Below are 15,711 nucleotides of genomic sequence, written 5' to 3'. Positions count from 1 at the left end.
CCTCGAAGCGACGCGGTTCAGCCGTGCCGGGCGAACCGCCGCCATATCCGGTCCAGCAGCCGGCCGAACCGGCGCTGCCGGGGCGCCACCGCCGCACCGTCCCGGGCGAGCAGCAGCCGGGCGGTCTCGACCGAGGCCGGCTCGGCGTACGGGGTGGCGAGTACCAGGTGGGCCAGGGAACGCAGTACGGTGACCGGCCGCCGCTGGGCCACCTCGACCGCGTCGCCGAACCGCTCGGCGGCGACCCGGGCCACCTCGGTACGCACCGACGGGTCCACCCAGGCGGCGGTGACCAGGGCGAACAGGGCCGCCTCGGTAACCCAGTCCTCGATGCCCCAGACCAGGTCGAGCAGGACTTTCCGCCGGGTCGAGTCCGGCCACGGCTCGTCGGTGCGGTGGTGCAGCAGCCCGAGGCAGACCCAGACCTGGACACAGCGCACCCAGAGCGTCGGATCGTGCCGGCTCAGGGTCCGGCCCAGTTCGGTCGGTGGCGGGGCCGGCGGATGGGCCAGCAGGCCGAGCAGGTCGTCGAGTTCGAGCGTGGCGAGCCCGACCGCCGCGTCGTAGGCGGCCGGCGGATGCGGCCAGGCGGGATGGGCCAACTGCTGGATCCGGCGTACCGCCGTGTCGGGCGGCACCGGCACGGCCGGTACGGCGGTGATGCCGGCGTACCGCCAGAGCGGGTGTTCGACCGGCCGGCGCGGCTCGCGTAGATCCGGCTCGGGGGTGGCGGCGACCGTGACGACCAGGGCCGGGGCCGCCTCGCTCAGCGCCCGCATCGCGCTCGGCGGCTCCAGTCCGCTCAGTGACAGCCGGGCGCCGTCGGCCGGGGCGCCGGTGGCGAGCCGCTGCCGCAGCGCCACCGCCACCGCCTCGCTGGCCGGCGGGACCCGGCCCAGCCACGGCTGGCTCTGGCAGCACTCGGCGAGGTCGCTGTGCTCGTGCGAGTCGTCCGGATGGTCCCGCTGGAAGTCGGCCAGCGCCACCAGGTGGGCGAGGTCACCGTCCCGGCGGTAGCGCAGCCGGTGACCGGTGTGCACCGCGCAGTCGAAGGACGGGTCCCGGGCCAGCGCCCGGTCGATCCAGTCCAGTGCCTCGTCGAGCCGGCCGTGGTCGGCGAGGGTGCCGGCGATGTCGGCGTACACCGAGAGGTCGTCGGGGTCGTGGTCGACGGCCCGGCGCAGCGCGGCGAGCGCCTCACCGGTCCGCCCGGCGCTGCGGTAGGCGTAGCCGAGCCACACCTCGGAGAGCTTCGACGGCAGTTCCCGGGCGCCCTGGCCGGCCCATTCGACGGCCTGGCCGACAGCGCCGACCCGGCGGGCCAGTGCGGACGCCGCGCCGAGCAGCAGGCCGTGCCGGGGGTGCACCGCCACGGCGTGCCGGGCCAGCCGCAGGTAGGGCCAGAGCGGTTCGCGGGCGGTCTCCGGCACCGGGTCGGAGATGCCGGCGCAGACCTGCATCAGCACCCGGGCGATCCGGTCCGGGTCGAGCAGGCCGGGGAGTTCGGGGGCGCTCACCCAGGGCACGCCGGCCCAGTCGGCCGAGGGGACGTGCCCGGTGGCGGCGGCGAGCAGTTCCAGCCCGTCGCCCGGGCGTCCGGCGGCGGCGAGCAGGTGCGCGCGGGCCACCACGGTACCGATGAACGGGTGCTGGTCGAGCGGGAACAGCTCGACCCCGCCACCGGACCGGGCGGCGAGCTGGGCGAGCGCCTCGTGCACCTCGGGCATGGTCGGGGCGTACGCGATCGCTCCGGCCAGGTGACCGGCGGCGTGCCGGAGGTCGCCCTCGTCCAGCGCCAGCCGGGCCAGCGCGAGTTCCCCCTCGGCCGAGAGCCGGGGGTCGTCTGTTCCCTCGGGCACCGACTCGACCCTTCGCGTACGTGGAATTTCCCCTGGGTTGGGGAGCCTAGGGCATGGCGACGGCGGTTGGTGATCTACTGCGCAAAGCTGATCGTTAGATTGCTCCACCGTGTTCAATCGTGCAAAACTGAGCATGGAACGCGCGGCATTCGCGCACGAGGAGGGGTCATCGTGGCACAACCGGGATCCGGCATGGCGGCGGACATCGCCGAGCAGCCGGAGGGCTTCGCGCGACTACTGGAACCGGCCTCCACGTCCGCGATCGCGCAGGTGGCGGCCGTGATCGCGGAACGCCGGCCGAAGCACGTGGTCTTCACCGCACGCGGCACCTCGGACCACGCGGCGCTGTACGCCGCGTACCTGACCGAGATCCGGCTCGGGCTTCCGGCCGGGCTCGCCTCGCCGAGCACCATCACCGTGTTCGGCGCCCGGCCCGACCTCTCCCAGGCACTCGTCGTCGGGGTGAGCCAGAGCGGCGGGTCACCCGACCTGACCGAGGTGCTGCGGGTGGCCCGGGAGGCCGGCGCGCTCACCCTGGCGGTGACCAACGCCCCCGACTCCCCGCTGGCCGGCGCGGCCGAACTCGCCGTCGACGTGGCCGCCGGGCACGAGCGGGCGGTCGCCGCCACCAAGACGTACACCGCCGAACTGCTCGCCCTGCTGCTGCTGGTCGAGGGGATCCGGGCCGGGGACGGGGTGGTGCCCGCCGAGGAACGGGCCGGGCTGGCGGCGCTGCCGGAGTTGGCCGCCGGTACCCTCGCCGACCCGACACCGGGGCAGTTGGCCGCCCGCTACCGATTCGCGGACCGGATGGTCACCACCGGCCGGGGGTACGCGTACCCGACCGCCCGGGAGGCGGCGCTGAAGCTGATGGAGACCTCCTACCTGCCGGCGCTCGCCTTCTCCGGCGCCGACCTGCTGCACGGCCCGCTGGCGATGACCGACCCGGACGTACCGGTGCTGGCCGTCGTCGGTGCCGGGCCCGGCGGTACCGCCATGCGCGAGGTGGTCGCCAAGGTCGGCGAGCGCGGCGCGGACCTGGTCGTGGTCGGCCCGGCCGGGGTCGCCGGGGCCGCCGCCCAGCTACCCGTGCCCGAGGTCGACGAGCGGTACGCCCCGCTGCTGGACATCCTGCCGGTGCAGCGGCTCGCCCTCGCCCTCGCGCTGGCCCGGGGCGAGGACCCCGACGCCCCGCGCGGCCTGCACAAGGTCACCGCGACCCTCTGACCCGCTCCCGGACCGAGCCGCCGCTGACCCGGCTCTCCGGATCGCCCTGTCGCCGGCTGGGGAGCGGACCGGGCGCGCCGGGCGGGGCGGGCATCGGGTGGTGATACCCGCACCGGGCGTGGTCGTGGCAGGCTTGCCCCGTGTCCACGCTGCGCGATCTCGCCGAGGAGCACACCGGTCTGCGTCCGGTCGACATCGACCACCTGCACCGGGTGGCCGGCGACTGGCAACTCCTCTCCGACCTGTCCTTCGCCGACCTGCTGCTCTGGGTACCGGTCAGCGACACCGACGGGTTCGTCTGCGTCGCCCAGGTACGCCCGACGACCGCGCCGACGGCGTACCAGGACGACCAGGTGGGCCGGATCTTCGGCGGTCCCGAGGTGGCGCACCTGGCGATCGCGTACAGCCAGGGGCGGATCTGGCGGGAGGGCGACCCGGTCTGGTACGGCGACACCCCGGCCCGGCACGAGGCGATCCCGGTCCGGCTGCGCTCCGGCGACGGCGAGTCGGGTGAGGTGATCGCCGTGGTGGGCCGGGACACCAACCTCTCCACCGCGCGTACCCCGAGCCAGCTCGAACTGAACTACCTGACCACCGCCGACGACCTCGCCCAGATGCTCTCCGACGGGACGTTCCCGCCGGTACGCCACCCCGGCGAGACCACCACGGCACCCCGGGTCGGCGACGGGCTGGTCCGGCTGGACGCCAACGGCAAGGTCACCTACGCGAGCCCGAACGCGCAGTCGGCGTACCGGCGGCTCGGGTACGCCTCGCACCTGGTCGGCGAGGACCTGGCGGCGCTGAACGGCCGGCTGGCAGCCGATCCGCTGGAGGGTACCGAGGCGTCCAACCGGGTACTCGCCGCGCTGCGCGGTGAGGCGCCGCCGCGCCGGGAGATCGAGGCCCGGGGCGCGACCGTGCTGACCCGGGCGCTGCCGCTGATGCCGGCCGGGGTGCCGATCGGCGCGCTGGTGCTGGTCCGGGACATGACCGAGGTGCGCCGCCGCGACCGGGCCCTGATCACCAAGGACGCCACCATCCGGGAGATCCACCACCGGGTGAAGAACAACCTCCAGACCGTCGCGGCGCTGCTCCGGCTCCAGGCCCGCCGGGTCGGCATCCCGGCCGCCCGGGCCGCGCTGGAGGAGTCGGTACGCCGGGTCGCCTCGATCGCCCTGGTGCACGAGACCCTCTCGATGTCCAGCGACGAGGCGGTCGAGTTCGACGGCATCGTGGACCGGGTGGCGGCGGCTGCCGCCGAGGTGGCCGCGACCGAGGTCCCGGTCCGGGTACGCCGGCAGGGCAGCTTCGGGGTGCTGCCGGCGGAGATCGCCACCTCACTGGTGATCGTGCTGAACGAGCTGCTGCTCAACGCCGTCGAACACGCCTTCCCGGAGCCGGCCGAGAGCGCGCTGCTGCCGCCGACCGCCGCCCCGGACACGCCCACCCCGGAAGCGTCCGCCCCGGAAGCCGCTCTGGACGGGGCCGCCCCGGAAGCTGCCTCGGAAGCCGCCCTGGGCGGGTCCGCTCCGACCGAGCAGCGGCCGATCGCCGCCGAGGAGAAGATGGCCGCCGAGGAGAAGCCGGACCGCCCGGCCGAGCTGGTCGAGTTGGTAGAGCCGGCTGAGCCGGCCGAGGTGGTCGTCTCCGCGCACCGGTTCCGCAAGCAACTGCACGTCACGGTCGCCGACAACGGCCAGGGCCTGCCGGAGGACTTCGACGCCGACCAGGGCAGCCGGCTCGGCCTCCAGATCGTCCGGGCGCTGGCCACCGGAGAACTGCGCGGCACCATCGAACTCCGCAACCGCCCCGGCGCCGGTACCGAGGCGCTGCTCGTGGTCCCGTTGGCCCGGTAGCTACTTCCGGGACGTCGTGGCCTCAGCGGTCGGCCGAGGGGACTCTAACCCGGAAAGAGCACGAGCCCACCGACGGCGAGCGCTCAGCGGGCGGGTGGGGGGCGGGAGAGCAGGGTCACGGTGAGACCTGGGACGGTCCAGGTTCGGGTGGGGTGGAAGCGGGCGTGTAGGGGGGCTGCTCGGCTTTCGGGTAGTTGGGCCAGCGGATCGGGGTGTTCCCCCCAGGCCAGCAGCCAGAGTCGGTCGACCGTGGCCAGGCACGCCGCCGGCTCGGCGCACTCGGTGGCCCAGAAGTCGGCCCGGCGTACCTGGTCCTCGGCGAGGAGCACGTCCCGGGGGCGGTCGGCCCGCAGGTAGTAGGCCGTGGCCAGGTCGAGGAACGCCCAGCCGTCCCGGGGCAGGTAGACGATGCCGTCGCCCGGCTGCCGGTGCGCCGCGATGATCCGGGTGGCCGCCGGATAGTCCACCGGCGCGCTGCGCGGCGACTCGTGGGTACGCCGCAACGCGGCCTGCTCCGGCACGCCGAGCAGCCCGGCGACGAGCACGATCGCCAGCGCGGCGGCCGGCCGGAGCGGGGCCAGGGTCGCGGCGGCCAGCAGAGCGCCGAACGGCACCACGAAGAGCAGATAACGCGGTACGAAGAGCGGGGTGACCTGCCCGGCGCCGAAGAGCAGCAGCGCCGGCAGCAGCACCGTCAGTCCCAGCAGTACGCCCCGGCGTCCCCGGGTGGCGACCCCGACGGCGGCCAGCCCGACCAGCAGTCCGCCGACCATCCCGGCCTGTACCACGCTGCCGGGCAGCCCCAGCAGGGCGGCCGGGCCGGGCCGGCCCACCCAGTCGAGTTGTCGACCCTGCTGGCTCCGGCCGAGCACGGCCAGCGGCACCAGCACCAGCACCGCCCCGCCGACCGCGACCGCCCAGCGCACCCGTACCCCGGCCCGCCGGTCGCCGAGGGCGGCGAACGCGTGCCCGACGACCAGGCTGACCGCGAACAGGTTGGCCAGGCCCACCCCGGCGACCGCCACCGCGTAGCCGAGCCAGCGCGCCCACCTCGACCGGTCCAGCGCCCGGCACAGCAGCAGGGTGGCCAGCACCGCGAGCAGCGTGACCAGGGCGTACGGGCGGGCCTCCTGGCCGTACCGGGAGGTGCTCGGCAGCACCGCGAAGAGCAGCCCGCCGAGCAGCCCGGCCCGACGCCCGACCACCCGCGCCCCGAGCACGGTGGTCAGCGCGGCGGCCCCGGCCATGGCGAGCGCGGACGGCAGCCGCAGCGCGATCACGGAGTCCCCGGCAACCGCCAGCCAGCCGCGCATCAGCAGGTAGTACGGGCCGTTGACCGCGTCGATCGTGCCGATCAGCCGGAGCAGGTCGCCGAGCGGGCGGGAGGCGGCGCTCCAGGTCGCCAGCTCGTCGCGCCAGAGCGGCGCGCGGTCGAGCTGGACGCCGGTGACGAGCAGGGTGGCCAGGGCCGGCCAGAGCCAGAGCGCCCGGTGGAACCGACCCGGCAGCACGATCCGGCGAGGGGGTCGACCCGAACCGCGATCTATGGGCGATGAGGTGCTATTTGCCGCATTAGTGCCAATATCCCGAATCGTAGCGTGAAGCCGACCACAGCGGGTCCGCCAGGCGGGATCGGTGATCGCGGCGGTGGTCCGGCCGATTGTGATATGGCAGCATGGCGGGTATGACCGCCGCCGTGCGCCGCTTCGCGAGGCCGGGATTCACCTCCCGCCGCCACGTGGACTACGGCCGCGTGCGCAGCGCGATCTGTCCGGCCCACTGACGCCGCCCGGACCTGTTCCGACCCCGGGCGTGCAGTGCGCCGGCTCCGCCGACACCGTCGTTCTCGACACCGTCGTCTCCGGCCCGCCCGGGCCGAGGCCGTCGCCCTGTGCGTCCACCGAGCTACACCTAACAACGGAGGACGCCGCGATGGCGGTCAGCGACACCCCGGCCGGCGCCGACGCCACCAGCGCTCCGGCGGGCAGCAGCGCACGCGCGGCCCGACCGGCCCGTCGTCCGCGAGGTGAGGGGCAGTGGGCGCTCGGTCACCGGGAGCCGCTCAACCCCAACGAGCGGACCAAGAAGGACGACAACCCGCTCAACGTACGGGCCCGGATCGAGAACATCTACGCGCACCGGGGCTTCGCCTCGATCGACCCGCAGGACCTGCGTGGGCGGTTCCGCTGGTGGGGGCTCTACACCCAGCGCAAGGCGGGCATCGACGGCGGGCGGACAGCCGTGCTGGAGCCGCACGAGCTGGAAGACGAATACTTCATGCTCCGGGTCCGGATCGACGGCGGCCAGCTCAGCCTGGAGCAGCTCCGGACGATCGCCGAGGTCTCCCAGCGGTACGCCCGGGACACCGCCGACATCACCGACCGGCAGAACATCCAACTGCACTGGATCCGGGTCGAGGACATGCCGGAGATCTGGCGCAGGCTGGAGGCGGTCGGGCTACAGACCACCGAGGCGTGCGGCGACTGCCCCCGGATCGTGCTCGGCAGCCCGGTCGCCGGAGTGGCCGAGGACGAGAAGCTCGACCCCACCCCCGCGATCGACGAGATCGTCCGGCGTTACGTCGGCGACCCGCAATACTCCAACCTGCCGCGCAAGTTCAAGTCCTCGATCTCCTGGTTGGCCGACACCCCGTACGAGGTCAACGACATCTCGTTCCTCGGGGTCGAGCACCCGGAGCACGGCCTCGGCTTCGACCTCTGGGTCGGCGGCGGGCTGAGCACCAACCCGATGCTGGCGCAGCGGCTCGGCGTCTGGGTACCGCTCGACGAGGTACCGGACGTCTGGGCCGGGGTGGTCGGGATCTTCCGCGACTACGGCTACCGCCGGCTGCGGCACCGCGCCCGGCTCAAGTTCCTGGTCGCCGACTGGGGCGTGGCCAAGTTCCGCGAGGTGCTGGAGAAGGAATACCTCGGCCGCAGCCTGCTCGACGGGCCGGCGCCCGAGCTGCCGGCGAAGCCGATCGACCACATCGGAGTACACCGGCAGCGGGACGGGCGGCACTATGTCGGCGCCGCCCCGGTGGTGGGACGCATCTCCGGTACCCAGCTCGCCGAACTGGCCGACGCCGCAGCCGAGCACGGCAGTGGCCGGGTGAGCCTCACTCCGTACCAGAAACTCCTGGTCCTGGATGTGCCGGCGGAGCGGACCGACTCGCTGGTCGCGGCGCTGCGCCGGATCGGCCTGGAGGCGTTCCCGTCGGTCTGGCGGCGCGACACCATGGCCTGCACCGGCCTCGAATACTGCAAGCTCGCCATCGTCGAGACCAAGGCCCGGGGCCAGGAGCTGGTGGCCCGGCTGGAGGAGCGGCTCGCCGGCGCCGACCTCGGCGAAGGGCTGAGCATCCACCTCAACGGCTGCCCGAACGCCTGCGCCCGGACCCAGACCGCCGACATCGGCCTCAAGGGCCAACTCGTGGTCGGGCCGGACGGGCGCCAGGTCGAGGGCTTCCAGGTACACCTCGGCGGCGGCCTGGGCATGGCCCAGGGCCAGTCCGCCGGCTTCGGCCGCAAGCTGCGCGGCCTGAAGACCACCGCGGCGGAGCTTCCCGAGTACGTCGAACGGCTCACCCGCCGCTACCTCGACGGTCGCACCGAGGGCGAGAGCTTCGCGAACTGGATCGTCCGGGTCGACGAGGAGGAGCTGCGATGAGCGCTGAGACCCGCGCCGCACCCCTCTACTGCCCCTACTGCGGCGAGGAGGACCTGCGACCCAACGAGGCGTCGCACGGTGCCTGGGAGTGCCGGGCCTGCGCCCGGGTCTTCACGGTGAAGTTCACCGGCCTGCTCGCCACCGCCCTCCCTACCGAAGGGAAGCAGTCATGAGTCCCGTTGTCGCGGCCAACCTCGGGTTGGTCAAGCTCGGTCCGGACGTCGCGGCCAGCCCGTCCCGGCGGGACCCGGCCGAGCTGCGGGCGCTGGCCGAGGAGGCGAGCCGCGAACTTGAGGGTGCACCGGCCCAGGAGATCGTCCGCTGGGCGGTCGGCGAGTTCGGGGACCGGTTCTGCGTCACCAGCTCGATGGCCGACGCCGTACTCGCGCACGTGGTCTCCCGGGTGGCGCCCGGGGTGGACGTGGTCTTCCTCGACACCGGCCTGCACTTCCCGGAGACCCTTCGGGTACGCGACACCGTGGCCCGTACCCTCCCGGTCACCGTGCGGTCGATCCGGCCCCGGCAGACCGTCGGCCAGCAGGACGGCGAGTACGGCCCCCGGCTGTTCAACCGGGCGCCTGACGAGTGCTGCGCGCTGCGCAAGGTGGAGCCGCTGGAGCGGGCCCTGGCCGAGTACGACGCCTGGGCGGCCGGGCTGCGCCGGGACGAGTCGCCGACCCGGGCCAACACCCCGGTGGTGGGCTTCGACCCGCGACGCGGCAAGGTCAAGGTGAACCCGATCGCCGCCTGGTCCCAGGCCGACGTGGACGCCTACATCTCCCGGTGGAACGTGCCGGTCAACGAGCTGTTCCGGCAGGGCTACACCTCGATCGGCTGCTGGCCCTGCACCCGGCGGACCAAGGCCGGCGAGGACCCCCGGGCCGGCCGCTGGGCCATGTTCGAGAAGACCGAGTGCGGCCTGCACGTGTGACCGTCGAGGCGGCCGGTACGCCGGTGGCCGGGCTCGCCCCGGCCCCGGTCGTGCTGGTGGCACACGGCAGTGCCGATCCCCGGGCGGCCCGGACCACCGAGGCGCTGACCCGGGCGGTGGCGGCGGCCCGGCCGGGCCTGCTGGTCCGGGCCAGCTATCTCGACCACGGCCCGCCCCGACCCGGCGCGATACTCGCCGAGCTGGAGGCGGCCGGGCACCGGCGGGCCGTACTGGTGCCGCTGCTGCTCACGGCCGCATACCACGGCCGGGTCGACATCCCCGGTGTGGTCGAGGCGGCCCGGGAGGCAGGGCTGCGCATGCCGGTACGCACCGCCGAGGTGCTCGGCCCGACCGCGCGGGGGATCGACCCGCTGCTGCTGGCCGGGCTGCTGCGCCGGCTCACCGAGGCCGTCGACCCGGCGTCCCCGGACGACACCGTCGGGGTGGCCCGGCTCAGGGACAGCGGGGTCGACGGGGTGGTGTTGGCTGCCGCAGGTACCCGGGATGCCGCCGCCCGGGACACCGTCGCCCAGGTGGCCGAGGCGCTCGGCCACGAGACGGGCCTACCGACCCGGGTCGGCTACGCCTCCGCGGCCCCGCCGACGGCCGGTACGGCGGTCGGCGCGCTCCGGGAGGCCGGCGCTCGGCGGGTGGCGGTCGCCACGTACTTCCTCGCTCCGGGCCGGCTCTGCGCGGCGGCCCTGACATCGGCCCGGGCGGCCGGCGCGGTGGCCCTGGCCGCCCCGCTGGGCGACGCGCCGGAACTGGTCCGGCTGGTACTCGGACGGGTGGACGCGGCGCTGGCCGGTGACTCCCGGTAGCTGTTGCCGGGTCGCCGCGTTGGTCGCCGCAAACCTCGACGCAGAGTAGTTGCCCGACGCGACGCAGCGTAGTCGTCGGCGGCCGGTGCTCCCGTCCGTCGCGTCCCGGGCTCTCGGCGGTGCTCCGGTGGGGCCGCCCCGGTGCCGGTAATCGCCCGTCGGAATCGCGGTCGACGGATGGGAATCGCCTTCGGGTTCGGTGTCGGCGAATTGATCAGCGGAATGTCGTCGATCCACTATCCATCGTCACGACAACAGCAGAACGCGTTCCGGGAACAACAGAACGTGTTAGCGCCGAACAGCAGAACGCCCCGGGGAACGAACCCCAGGGCGTCCGATGCGTTGTGCGGTCGGTCAGGCAGAGTGAGCGCGCAGGACCCGGAGGCCGCCACGGCGCTTGACGGCGCGCCGTTCTTCTTCGCTCATTCCGCCCCAGACGCCGGCGTCCTGACCGGATTCGAGCGCCCACTGGAGGCACTCGTCGGTCACGGAGCAACGCCGGCAGACGGCCTTGGCCTGCTCGACCTGCAGGACGGCCGGACCGGACGTTCCGATCGGAAAGAACAGCTCCGGGTCTTCGTCGCGGCAGGCAGCATGGTGGCGCCAGTCCATGGCGGCAACACTCCTCAATCTGGGTGGGCGGCAGTGCTTCGTGGATCTTTTCTATATGCGTCCGCGGTGCCGATCACGACGGTGTGCAGCCCCGTCGGTTCGGCAGCGCGAGAGCAGGCTTTGTGTTGTGGGACCCGCGGGGCGGCGGTCATCGGTCGAACGCGCCCGCGCAATGTCCCGGTAACTCAAGTTCGCTTGTGAATACTTTCACGAACTCCCGCGATGTCAAGGGTAGCGCCCGGAAAAACTCTGGGCAGGTGAGACAGGTCACGGCCCATTTGTCCGGATTTCCGCATCTCGGCGGTACCCGGTGCGCCACAGCCGAGAATCAATATAGTACAGTCCGCCCGACATTGCTGGCATTTCCGGCACCGCTCTCGTCCGATGCTTCCGAGGTCCGCTACCGGACGCTGTACCCCAGGCTCAGCAGATTACTCGCAGTGCCGCCGCGACGGACGTGAATCGGACTTTATTTCGCTCGCCGAGGTAGTCGCCGTCCAGTTGGAACGCCTGGGGCTGCTCCGCGACCAGGGTGAACTCCTCCAGGTCGTGCAGCCGCAGGATCTGCCGGCCACGCGGATCCGGCCGCCGTGACAGGCTCTGGGTCACCATCCGGGTGGTGCTCGGCATCCGCAGTCGACGCAGCGCCAACACGTCCAGGCCCAGGTCGAACGAGGCGTCCGGGTTCGGATTGACCTCGCGGTCCCCGACGTACGTCCAGGGGGCGGTGTTCTGGATGACCACTGTGGCCAGTTCACCCTCGGTGATCTCGCCCGGCTGCTCCAGCCGGATGGTCGGGTGCCGCCGCTCCGCGCCGATCAGGTATTGGCTGACGATCGAGCGCAGGTAGAGGCTCGGGGTGGAGACCCGGCCCCGCCGGCGGGCCCGCTCCACCCGGTGGATCACCGCCGCGTCCAGGCCAAGCCCGGCGCAGAAGGTGAAGTACCGGTCGTCGGCGAGACCGAGGCCGATGGTGCGGACCCGCCCCACCCGGAGCGCCTCCAGGATCATGCTGGTCGCCTCCGGCCACTCCCGGGGCAGTCCCAACGCCCGGGCGAAGACGTTGGTCGAGCCACCCGGTACGGCCGCGAGCGCGGGCAGTCGCTCGGCGGGTGTCCGGTCGTCGGCGGTGCGCGAGGGGCTGGCGGTCATCAGGCCGTTGACCACCTCGTTGACGGTGCCGTCGCCGCCGAGCGTCACCACCAGGTCGACGCCCTGCCGGGCGGCCTCCCTGGCCAGCGCGACCGCGTGTCCACGCCGCCGGGTGTACTCGACGGTGAGGTCCACCTCGCTGCGGAGCGCGCGGACGAGAACATCCCGGCCACGGCCGGTCGTGGTGGTGGCCTTGGGATTGACCACCAGGATGGCCCGCATGGGCGGCACTGTACCGCGAGCCACCGAGGTATCGTGGCGGCCGTGACAAGCGACCCCGGACCGGCACCCGGCGCACTGCGTTGGGCGGTGTGGCTGCTGCGCGCCGAAGGGGTCGGGTTGGCCCTGCTGACGCTCTTCCTGGTCTACGAGCTGTTCACCGCCACCGCGACCGACCTGCTCTCCGCACTCCTGGTCACCCTCTTCGCGGCGGGCGGCGCGGCGCTGCTCTGGGTGATCGGCACCGCGCTCGACCGGCGCCGCCCGGCCGCCCGGGCTCCGGCGATCGTGTTGCAGCTCATGCTGCTGCCGATCGGCTACTTCATGATCCTGGGCGGGCTGGCCTGGCTGGGTGGGCCGCTGATCGCGCTCGGCCTGCTGGTCGTCGGCCTGCTGATCAGCACGGGCACCAACCGGGCGCTCGGCTTCGACACCGAATCGGCCTGACACCGAACGGGCCTGACACACCGAATCGGCCTGACGCACCAAACGGGCCGGACACCGACCGGGCCTGACCAAGACCCCGCGTGCGGGGCTGGCGGACTCTAGACCTCGGCGGCGCGTCGGGTCAGCAGCGTGATGGTGGCCCGGTCGCCGGTCGCGGTCGCCGCGGCGGAGGTGGTCAGCGCGGTCAGCACCTTCCAGGCGAACGACGACTCCGCCGGCAGCCGCGCTCCCCGAGCGGTCGGCACCGAGACCTCGACGGTGAGCGCGTCGTCGGTGACCGAGAACCGGCAGTCCAACTCGGCGTCCCGGGTCGCGACGGCGAGCAGCATGGCACACGCCTCGTCGACGGCGATGCGCAGATCCTCGATCTCGTCGAGGGCGAAGTGCAGGCGTGCGGCGAGGCCGGCGGTCGCGGTCCGCAGTACGCCGAGGAAGCCACCGTCGGCGGGCACGGTGAGCAGTACGACGTCGTCGCCGGTCGTCGGCGGTGTGCTCAGCGAAGTCACCAGGCTGTCCCCCCGGCTCCGACTCTACCGACCCGTCGCGCCGAGGTGCCGACCGGATCCACGGACCCGGCCGGCACCTCGGCGCGACGTCCCGCTGGACCGGTGGCCGGCGGGGTGGCGGAACTCACGCCTGCTTGGTCTCCCAGAAGATCTTCGCGATCTCGTCGATCTTCTGAAGCAGCTCGTCGGCCTTGGACCCGTCGGTCGTGGCCTTGGTGCCCCCGCCGCCACCGGCGAGCTTGGTGGCGTCGTTGAACAGCTGGTGCAACTGCGGGTACTTCTCGAAGTGCGGGGGCTTGAAGTAGTCGGTCCAGAGTACCCACAGGTGGTGCTTGACCAGCTCGGAGCGCTGCTCCTTGATGATCAGCGCCCGGGTACGGAACTCGGGGTCGGTGTTCGCCGCGTACTTCTCGTCGATCGCCTTGATCGACTCGGCCTCGATCCGGGCCTGCGCCGGGTCGTAGACGCCGCAGGGCAGGTCGCAGTGGGCGTACGCGACAGTTCGTGGTGTAAGGATGCGTGGAAGTCGCATGTGACCCTCCAAGGCACGTCTGTGATGATCCAGGATGACAGTACTCCTGCGATATGTCCCCGAAGGGGCGGAGGTGAAACTCGGTGTCCACCGGTCCCCCCGCCACTGACGGCGCGGCGGCCGGCGGCCCACCCGGTGCTCCGGTCTTCGCCGTACTCGTGGTCGGGCCGTCGATGGTGCCGACCCTGCGGCACGGCGACGCGTTGCTGGTCCGGCGCGGCGGTCGCGCCGTCCGCGCCGGTGACGTGGTGGTCGGCGTCTTCCGTACCCGGCCGGACCTGCTGGTGGTCAAGCGCGCGGTACGCCCGCTGGACGGTGGCTGGGAGTTGCACGGCGACAACACGCTGGTGACCGACGACTCCCGGGTGTACGGCGTGGCCGACGTCCTCGGCCGGGTAGTCGCCCGCTACTGGCCCCGCCCGAAGTGGTTCTATTACCGGTCGGTATGACCCTGCGGGGCAGCCGCGTTCCCTGACGCCACTATGCTCTGTAGTCCTAACCCGGGTGACCCCCGCACCGCTGCCGGCGCTCGCCGATCTCGCGTCCAGCCGGCCGCTCCTCGAATGGAATGCATCCCGCGATCCTTGGAGTCACCATGTCATCCGCCGCCGTGGACCCGTCCGATCCCGCCTTCGAACTGCACCGGGGCGGCAAGCTGGCGGTCGCCTCGACCGTACCGCTGGCCACGCGGGAGGACCTGTCCCTCGCGTACACCCCGGGGGTGGCCAGGGTCTGCGAGGCGATCGCCGCCGACCCCGCCCTGGCGGACGACTACACCTGGGTCTCGCACACCGTCGCGGTGGTCACCGACGGCTCGGCCGTACTGGGGCTGGGCAACATCGGCCCGCGCGCGGCGATGCCGGTGATGGAGGGCAAGGCGGTGCTCTTCAAGCAGTTCGGTGGGGTGGACGCCGTGCCAATCTGTCTGGACACCCAGGACGTCGACGAGATCGTCGCGGTGGTGACCGCGCTGGCCCCGTCGTTCGGCGGCATCAACCTGGAGGACATCAGCGCGCCCCGGTGCTTCGAGATCGAGCGCCGGCTCGACGAGGCGCTGCCGATTCCGGTCTTCCACGACGACCAGCACGGCACCGCCGTCGTGGTGCTCGCCGCGCTGCGTAACGCCGCGACGCTGCTCAACCGCAAGCTCGGCGACCTCCGGGTGGTGGTCAGCGGTGCCGGTGCGGCCGGGGTCGCGGTGACCAAGATGCTGGCGGCCGGCGGGGTGAACCCGACCGAGGTGGTGGTCTGCGACTCCCGGGGCATCCTGCACGGCGGCCGGCCGGACCTGACCCCGTCAAAGGCCGAGCTGGCCGAGCTGACCAACGCAGCCGGCCGGGTCGGCGGGATCACCGAGGCGCTGCGCGACGCCGACGTGCTGATCGGGGTCTCCGGTGGACAGATCCCCGAGGACGCGGTGGCCGGGATGGCGCCCGGTGGCGCCGTCTTCGCGCTGGCAAACCCGACGCCCGAGGTACATCCCGAGTTGGCCGCCCGGTACGCCGCCGTGGTGGCGACCGGTCGCAGCGACTACCCCAACCAGATCAACAACGTGCTCGCCTTCCCGGGCATCTTCCGGGGCGCGCTGGCGGCCCGGGCGACCCGGATCACCGAGGGTATGAAGGTGGCGGCGGCGGACGCGATCGCGGCGGTCGCGGTCGAGGCGGCCTGGTCGGACGGCGCACCGCAGAGCGGTTCCGGGGCCGGTCAGCTCCGGGTCGACGCCATCGTGCCGTCGCCGCTCGACCCCCGGGTCGCGCCGGCGGTGGCCGAAGCGGTGGCCGAGGCGGCCCGTCGCGACGGAGTGGCCCGCGCCTGACGCGACGGGGTGGCCCGCGCCTGACGCGACGGGGTGGCCCGCGCCTGACGCGACGGGGTGG

The 15,711-nt window shown here is 73.2% G+C and carries 14 protein-coding genes and 2 pseudogenes; 10 read left to right on the top strand and 6 right to left on the bottom strand.

Translation table 11 applies throughout. The features are described from left to right. Window positions 1-17: 17 nt before the first annotated feature. Window positions 18-1,859 carry a tetratricopeptide repeat protein gene (locus tag Pma05_RS20555; protein WP_239312735.1) on the bottom strand — a complete coding sequence of 614 codons (1,842 nt, stop codon included), beginning with the start codon at window positions 1,857-1,859 and terminating at the stop codon, window positions 18-20. Between the two features lie 192 nt (window positions 1,860-2,051). On the opposite strand from Pma05_RS20555, the gene Pma05_RS20550 reads away from it, so the two are divergent. The 3 genes and pseudogenes from Pma05_RS20550 to Pma05_RS43790 form a co-directional block, all read left to right on the top strand. Beyond that, complete coding sequence (locus Pma05_RS20550) at window positions 2,052-3,086, top strand: SIS domain-containing protein (protein WP_203859088.1); 1,035 nt, start codon at window positions 2,052-2,054, stop codon at window positions 3,084-3,086. Window positions 3,087-3,226: 140 nt separating this feature from the next. Then, window positions 3,227-4,492: pseudogene (locus tag Pma05_RS20545) on the top strand (histidine kinase N-terminal domain-containing protein); the annotation flags it as partial. 228 nt (window positions 4,493-4,720) lie between these two features. Then, window positions 4,721-4,942, top strand: a pseudogene (locus Pma05_RS43790) (ATP-binding protein); the annotation flags it as partial. Between the two features lie 83 nt (window positions 4,943-5,025). On the opposite strand, the gene Pma05_RS20535 reads toward Pma05_RS43790, so the two are convergent. After that, entirely contained in the window at window positions 5,026-6,453 is a 1,428-nt protein-coding gene (locus Pma05_RS20535) for a glycosyltransferase family 39 protein (RefSeq protein ID WP_239312729.1), read from the bottom strand. A gap of 421 nt (window positions 6,454-6,874) precedes the next feature. Between Pma05_RS20535 and Pma05_RS20530 the strand changes: the two genes are divergently transcribed. Genes Pma05_RS20530 through Pma05_RS20515 form a run of 4 tightly spaced genes read left to right on the top strand, consistent with a single transcriptional unit; the run spans window position 6,875 to window position 10,363 of the window. Further along, window positions 6,875-8,611 (top strand): nitrite/sulfite reductase, encoded by a 1,737-nt coding sequence (locus Pma05_RS20530; protein WP_203859073.1) that lies wholly within the window; start codon window positions 6,875-6,877, stop codon window positions 8,609-8,611. Then, entirely contained in the window at window positions 8,608-8,784 is a 177-nt protein-coding gene (locus Pma05_RS20525) for a hypothetical protein (RefSeq protein WP_203859072.1), read from the top strand. Before Pma05_RS20530 ends, Pma05_RS20525 begins: the two co-directional genes overlap by 4 nt. Then, window positions 8,781-9,542 carry a phosphoadenylyl-sulfate reductase gene (locus tag Pma05_RS20520; protein WP_203859071.1) on the top strand — a complete coding sequence of 254 codons (762 nt, stop codon included), beginning with the start codon at window positions 8,781-8,783 and terminating at the stop codon, window positions 9,540-9,542. The genes Pma05_RS20525 and Pma05_RS20520 overlap by 4 nt, the downstream gene beginning before the upstream one ends. Continuing rightward, window positions 9,524-10,363 carry a sirohydrochlorin chelatase gene (locus Pma05_RS20515; protein WP_203859070.1) on the top strand — a complete coding sequence of 280 codons (840 nt, stop codon included), beginning with the start codon at window positions 9,524-9,526 and terminating at the stop codon, window positions 10,361-10,363. Before Pma05_RS20520 ends, Pma05_RS20515 begins: the two co-directional genes overlap by 19 nt. 354 nt (window positions 10,364-10,717) lie before the next feature. Here the strand turns inward: Pma05_RS20515 and Pma05_RS20510 are convergent, their stop codons facing one another. Both Pma05_RS20510 and Pma05_RS20505 read right to left on the bottom strand, forming a co-directional pair. After that, on the bottom strand, window positions 10,718-10,975 hold the full coding sequence (locus tag Pma05_RS20510) for a WhiB family transcriptional regulator (protein WP_130464821.1): 258 nt from the start codon (window positions 10,973-10,975) through the stop codon (window positions 10,718-10,720). A gap of 423 nt (window positions 10,976-11,398) precedes the next feature. Next, entirely contained in the window at window positions 11,399-12,349 is a 951-nt protein-coding gene (locus Pma05_RS20505; RefSeq protein WP_203859069.1) for a diacylglycerol/lipid kinase family protein, read from the bottom strand. 42 nt (window positions 12,350-12,391) lie between these two features. Here Pma05_RS20505 and Pma05_RS20500 point away from each other — a divergent pair, with 42 nt between their 5' ends. After that, complete coding sequence (locus tag Pma05_RS20500; RefSeq protein WP_203859068.1) at window positions 12,392-12,793, top strand: hypothetical protein; 402 nt, start codon at window positions 12,392-12,394, stop codon at window positions 12,791-12,793. Window positions 12,794-12,891: 98 nt separating this feature from the next. Here the strand turns inward: Pma05_RS20500 and Pma05_RS20495 are convergent, their stop codons facing one another. Together Pma05_RS20495 and sodN are read right to left on the bottom strand one after the other, a co-directional pair. Next, window positions 12,892-13,299 (bottom strand): ATP-binding protein, encoded by a 408-nt coding sequence (locus Pma05_RS20495; protein ID WP_203859067.1) that lies wholly within the window; start codon window positions 13,297-13,299, stop codon window positions 12,892-12,894. 124 nt (window positions 13,300-13,423) lie between these two features. Next, on the bottom strand, window positions 13,424-13,831 hold the full coding sequence (gene sodN, locus Pma05_RS20490) for a superoxide dismutase, Ni (RefSeq protein WP_203859066.1): 408 nt from the start codon (window positions 13,829-13,831) through the stop codon (window positions 13,424-13,426). Window positions 13,832-14,004: 173 nt separating this feature from the next. On the opposite strand from sodN, the gene Pma05_RS20485 reads away from it, so the two are divergent. Then, entirely contained in the window at window positions 14,005-14,280 is a 276-nt protein-coding gene (locus tag Pma05_RS20485; protein WP_203859086.1) for a S24/S26 family peptidase, read from the top strand. 146 nt (window positions 14,281-14,426) lie between these two features. Next, window positions 14,427-15,650 (top strand): NAD(P)-dependent malic enzyme, encoded by a 1,224-nt coding sequence (locus Pma05_RS20480; RefSeq protein ID WP_203859065.1) that lies wholly within the window; start codon window positions 14,427-14,429, stop codon window positions 15,648-15,650. The last annotated feature ends 61 nt before the right edge of the window (window positions 15,651-15,711 follow it).

The organism is Plantactinospora mayteni, from assembly GCF_016862935.1.
GTDB classification, from domain to species: domain Bacteria; phylum Actinomycetota; class Actinomycetes; order Mycobacteriales; family Micromonosporaceae; genus Plantactinospora; species Plantactinospora mayteni.
Note: the sequence above shows the minus strand (reverse complement) of the source record. Positions and strands in the feature narration are given on the sequence as shown.

Coding starts and splice junctions, on each gene's coding strand:
- Pma05_RS20550 (WP_203859088.1), top strand. CDS start 2,052: ATGGCGGCGGACATCGCCGAGCAGCCGGAGGGCTTCGCGCGACTACTG.
- Pma05_RS20530 (WP_203859073.1), top strand. CDS start 6,875: ATGGCGGTCAGCGACACCCCGGCCGGCGCCGACGCCACCAGCGCTCCG.
- Pma05_RS20520 (WP_203859071.1), top strand. CDS start 8,781: ATGAGTCCCGTTGTCGCGGCCAACCTCGGGTTGGTCAAGCTCGGTCCG.
- Pma05_RS20525 (WP_203859072.1), top strand. CDS start 8,608: ATGAGCGCTGAGACCCGCGCCGCACCCCTCTACTGCCCCTACTGCGGC.
- Pma05_RS20510 (WP_130464821.1), bottom strand. CDS start 10,975: ATGGACTGGCGCCACCATGCTGCCTGCCGCGACGAAGACCCGGAGCTG.
- Pma05_RS20480 (WP_203859065.1), top strand. CDS start 14,427: ATGTCATCCGCCGCCGTGGACCCGTCCGATCCCGCCTTCGAACTGCAC.
- Pma05_RS20485 (WP_203859086.1), top strand. CDS start 14,005: ATGGTGCCGACCCTGCGGCACGGCGACGCGTTGCTGGTCCGGCGCGGC.
- Pma05_RS20505 (WP_203859069.1), bottom strand. CDS start 12,349: ATGCGGGCCATCCTGGTGGTCAATCCCAAGGCCACCACCACGACCGGC.
- sodN (WP_203859066.1), bottom strand. CDS start 13,831: ATGCGACTTCCACGCATCCTTACACCACGAACTGTCGCGTACGCCCAC.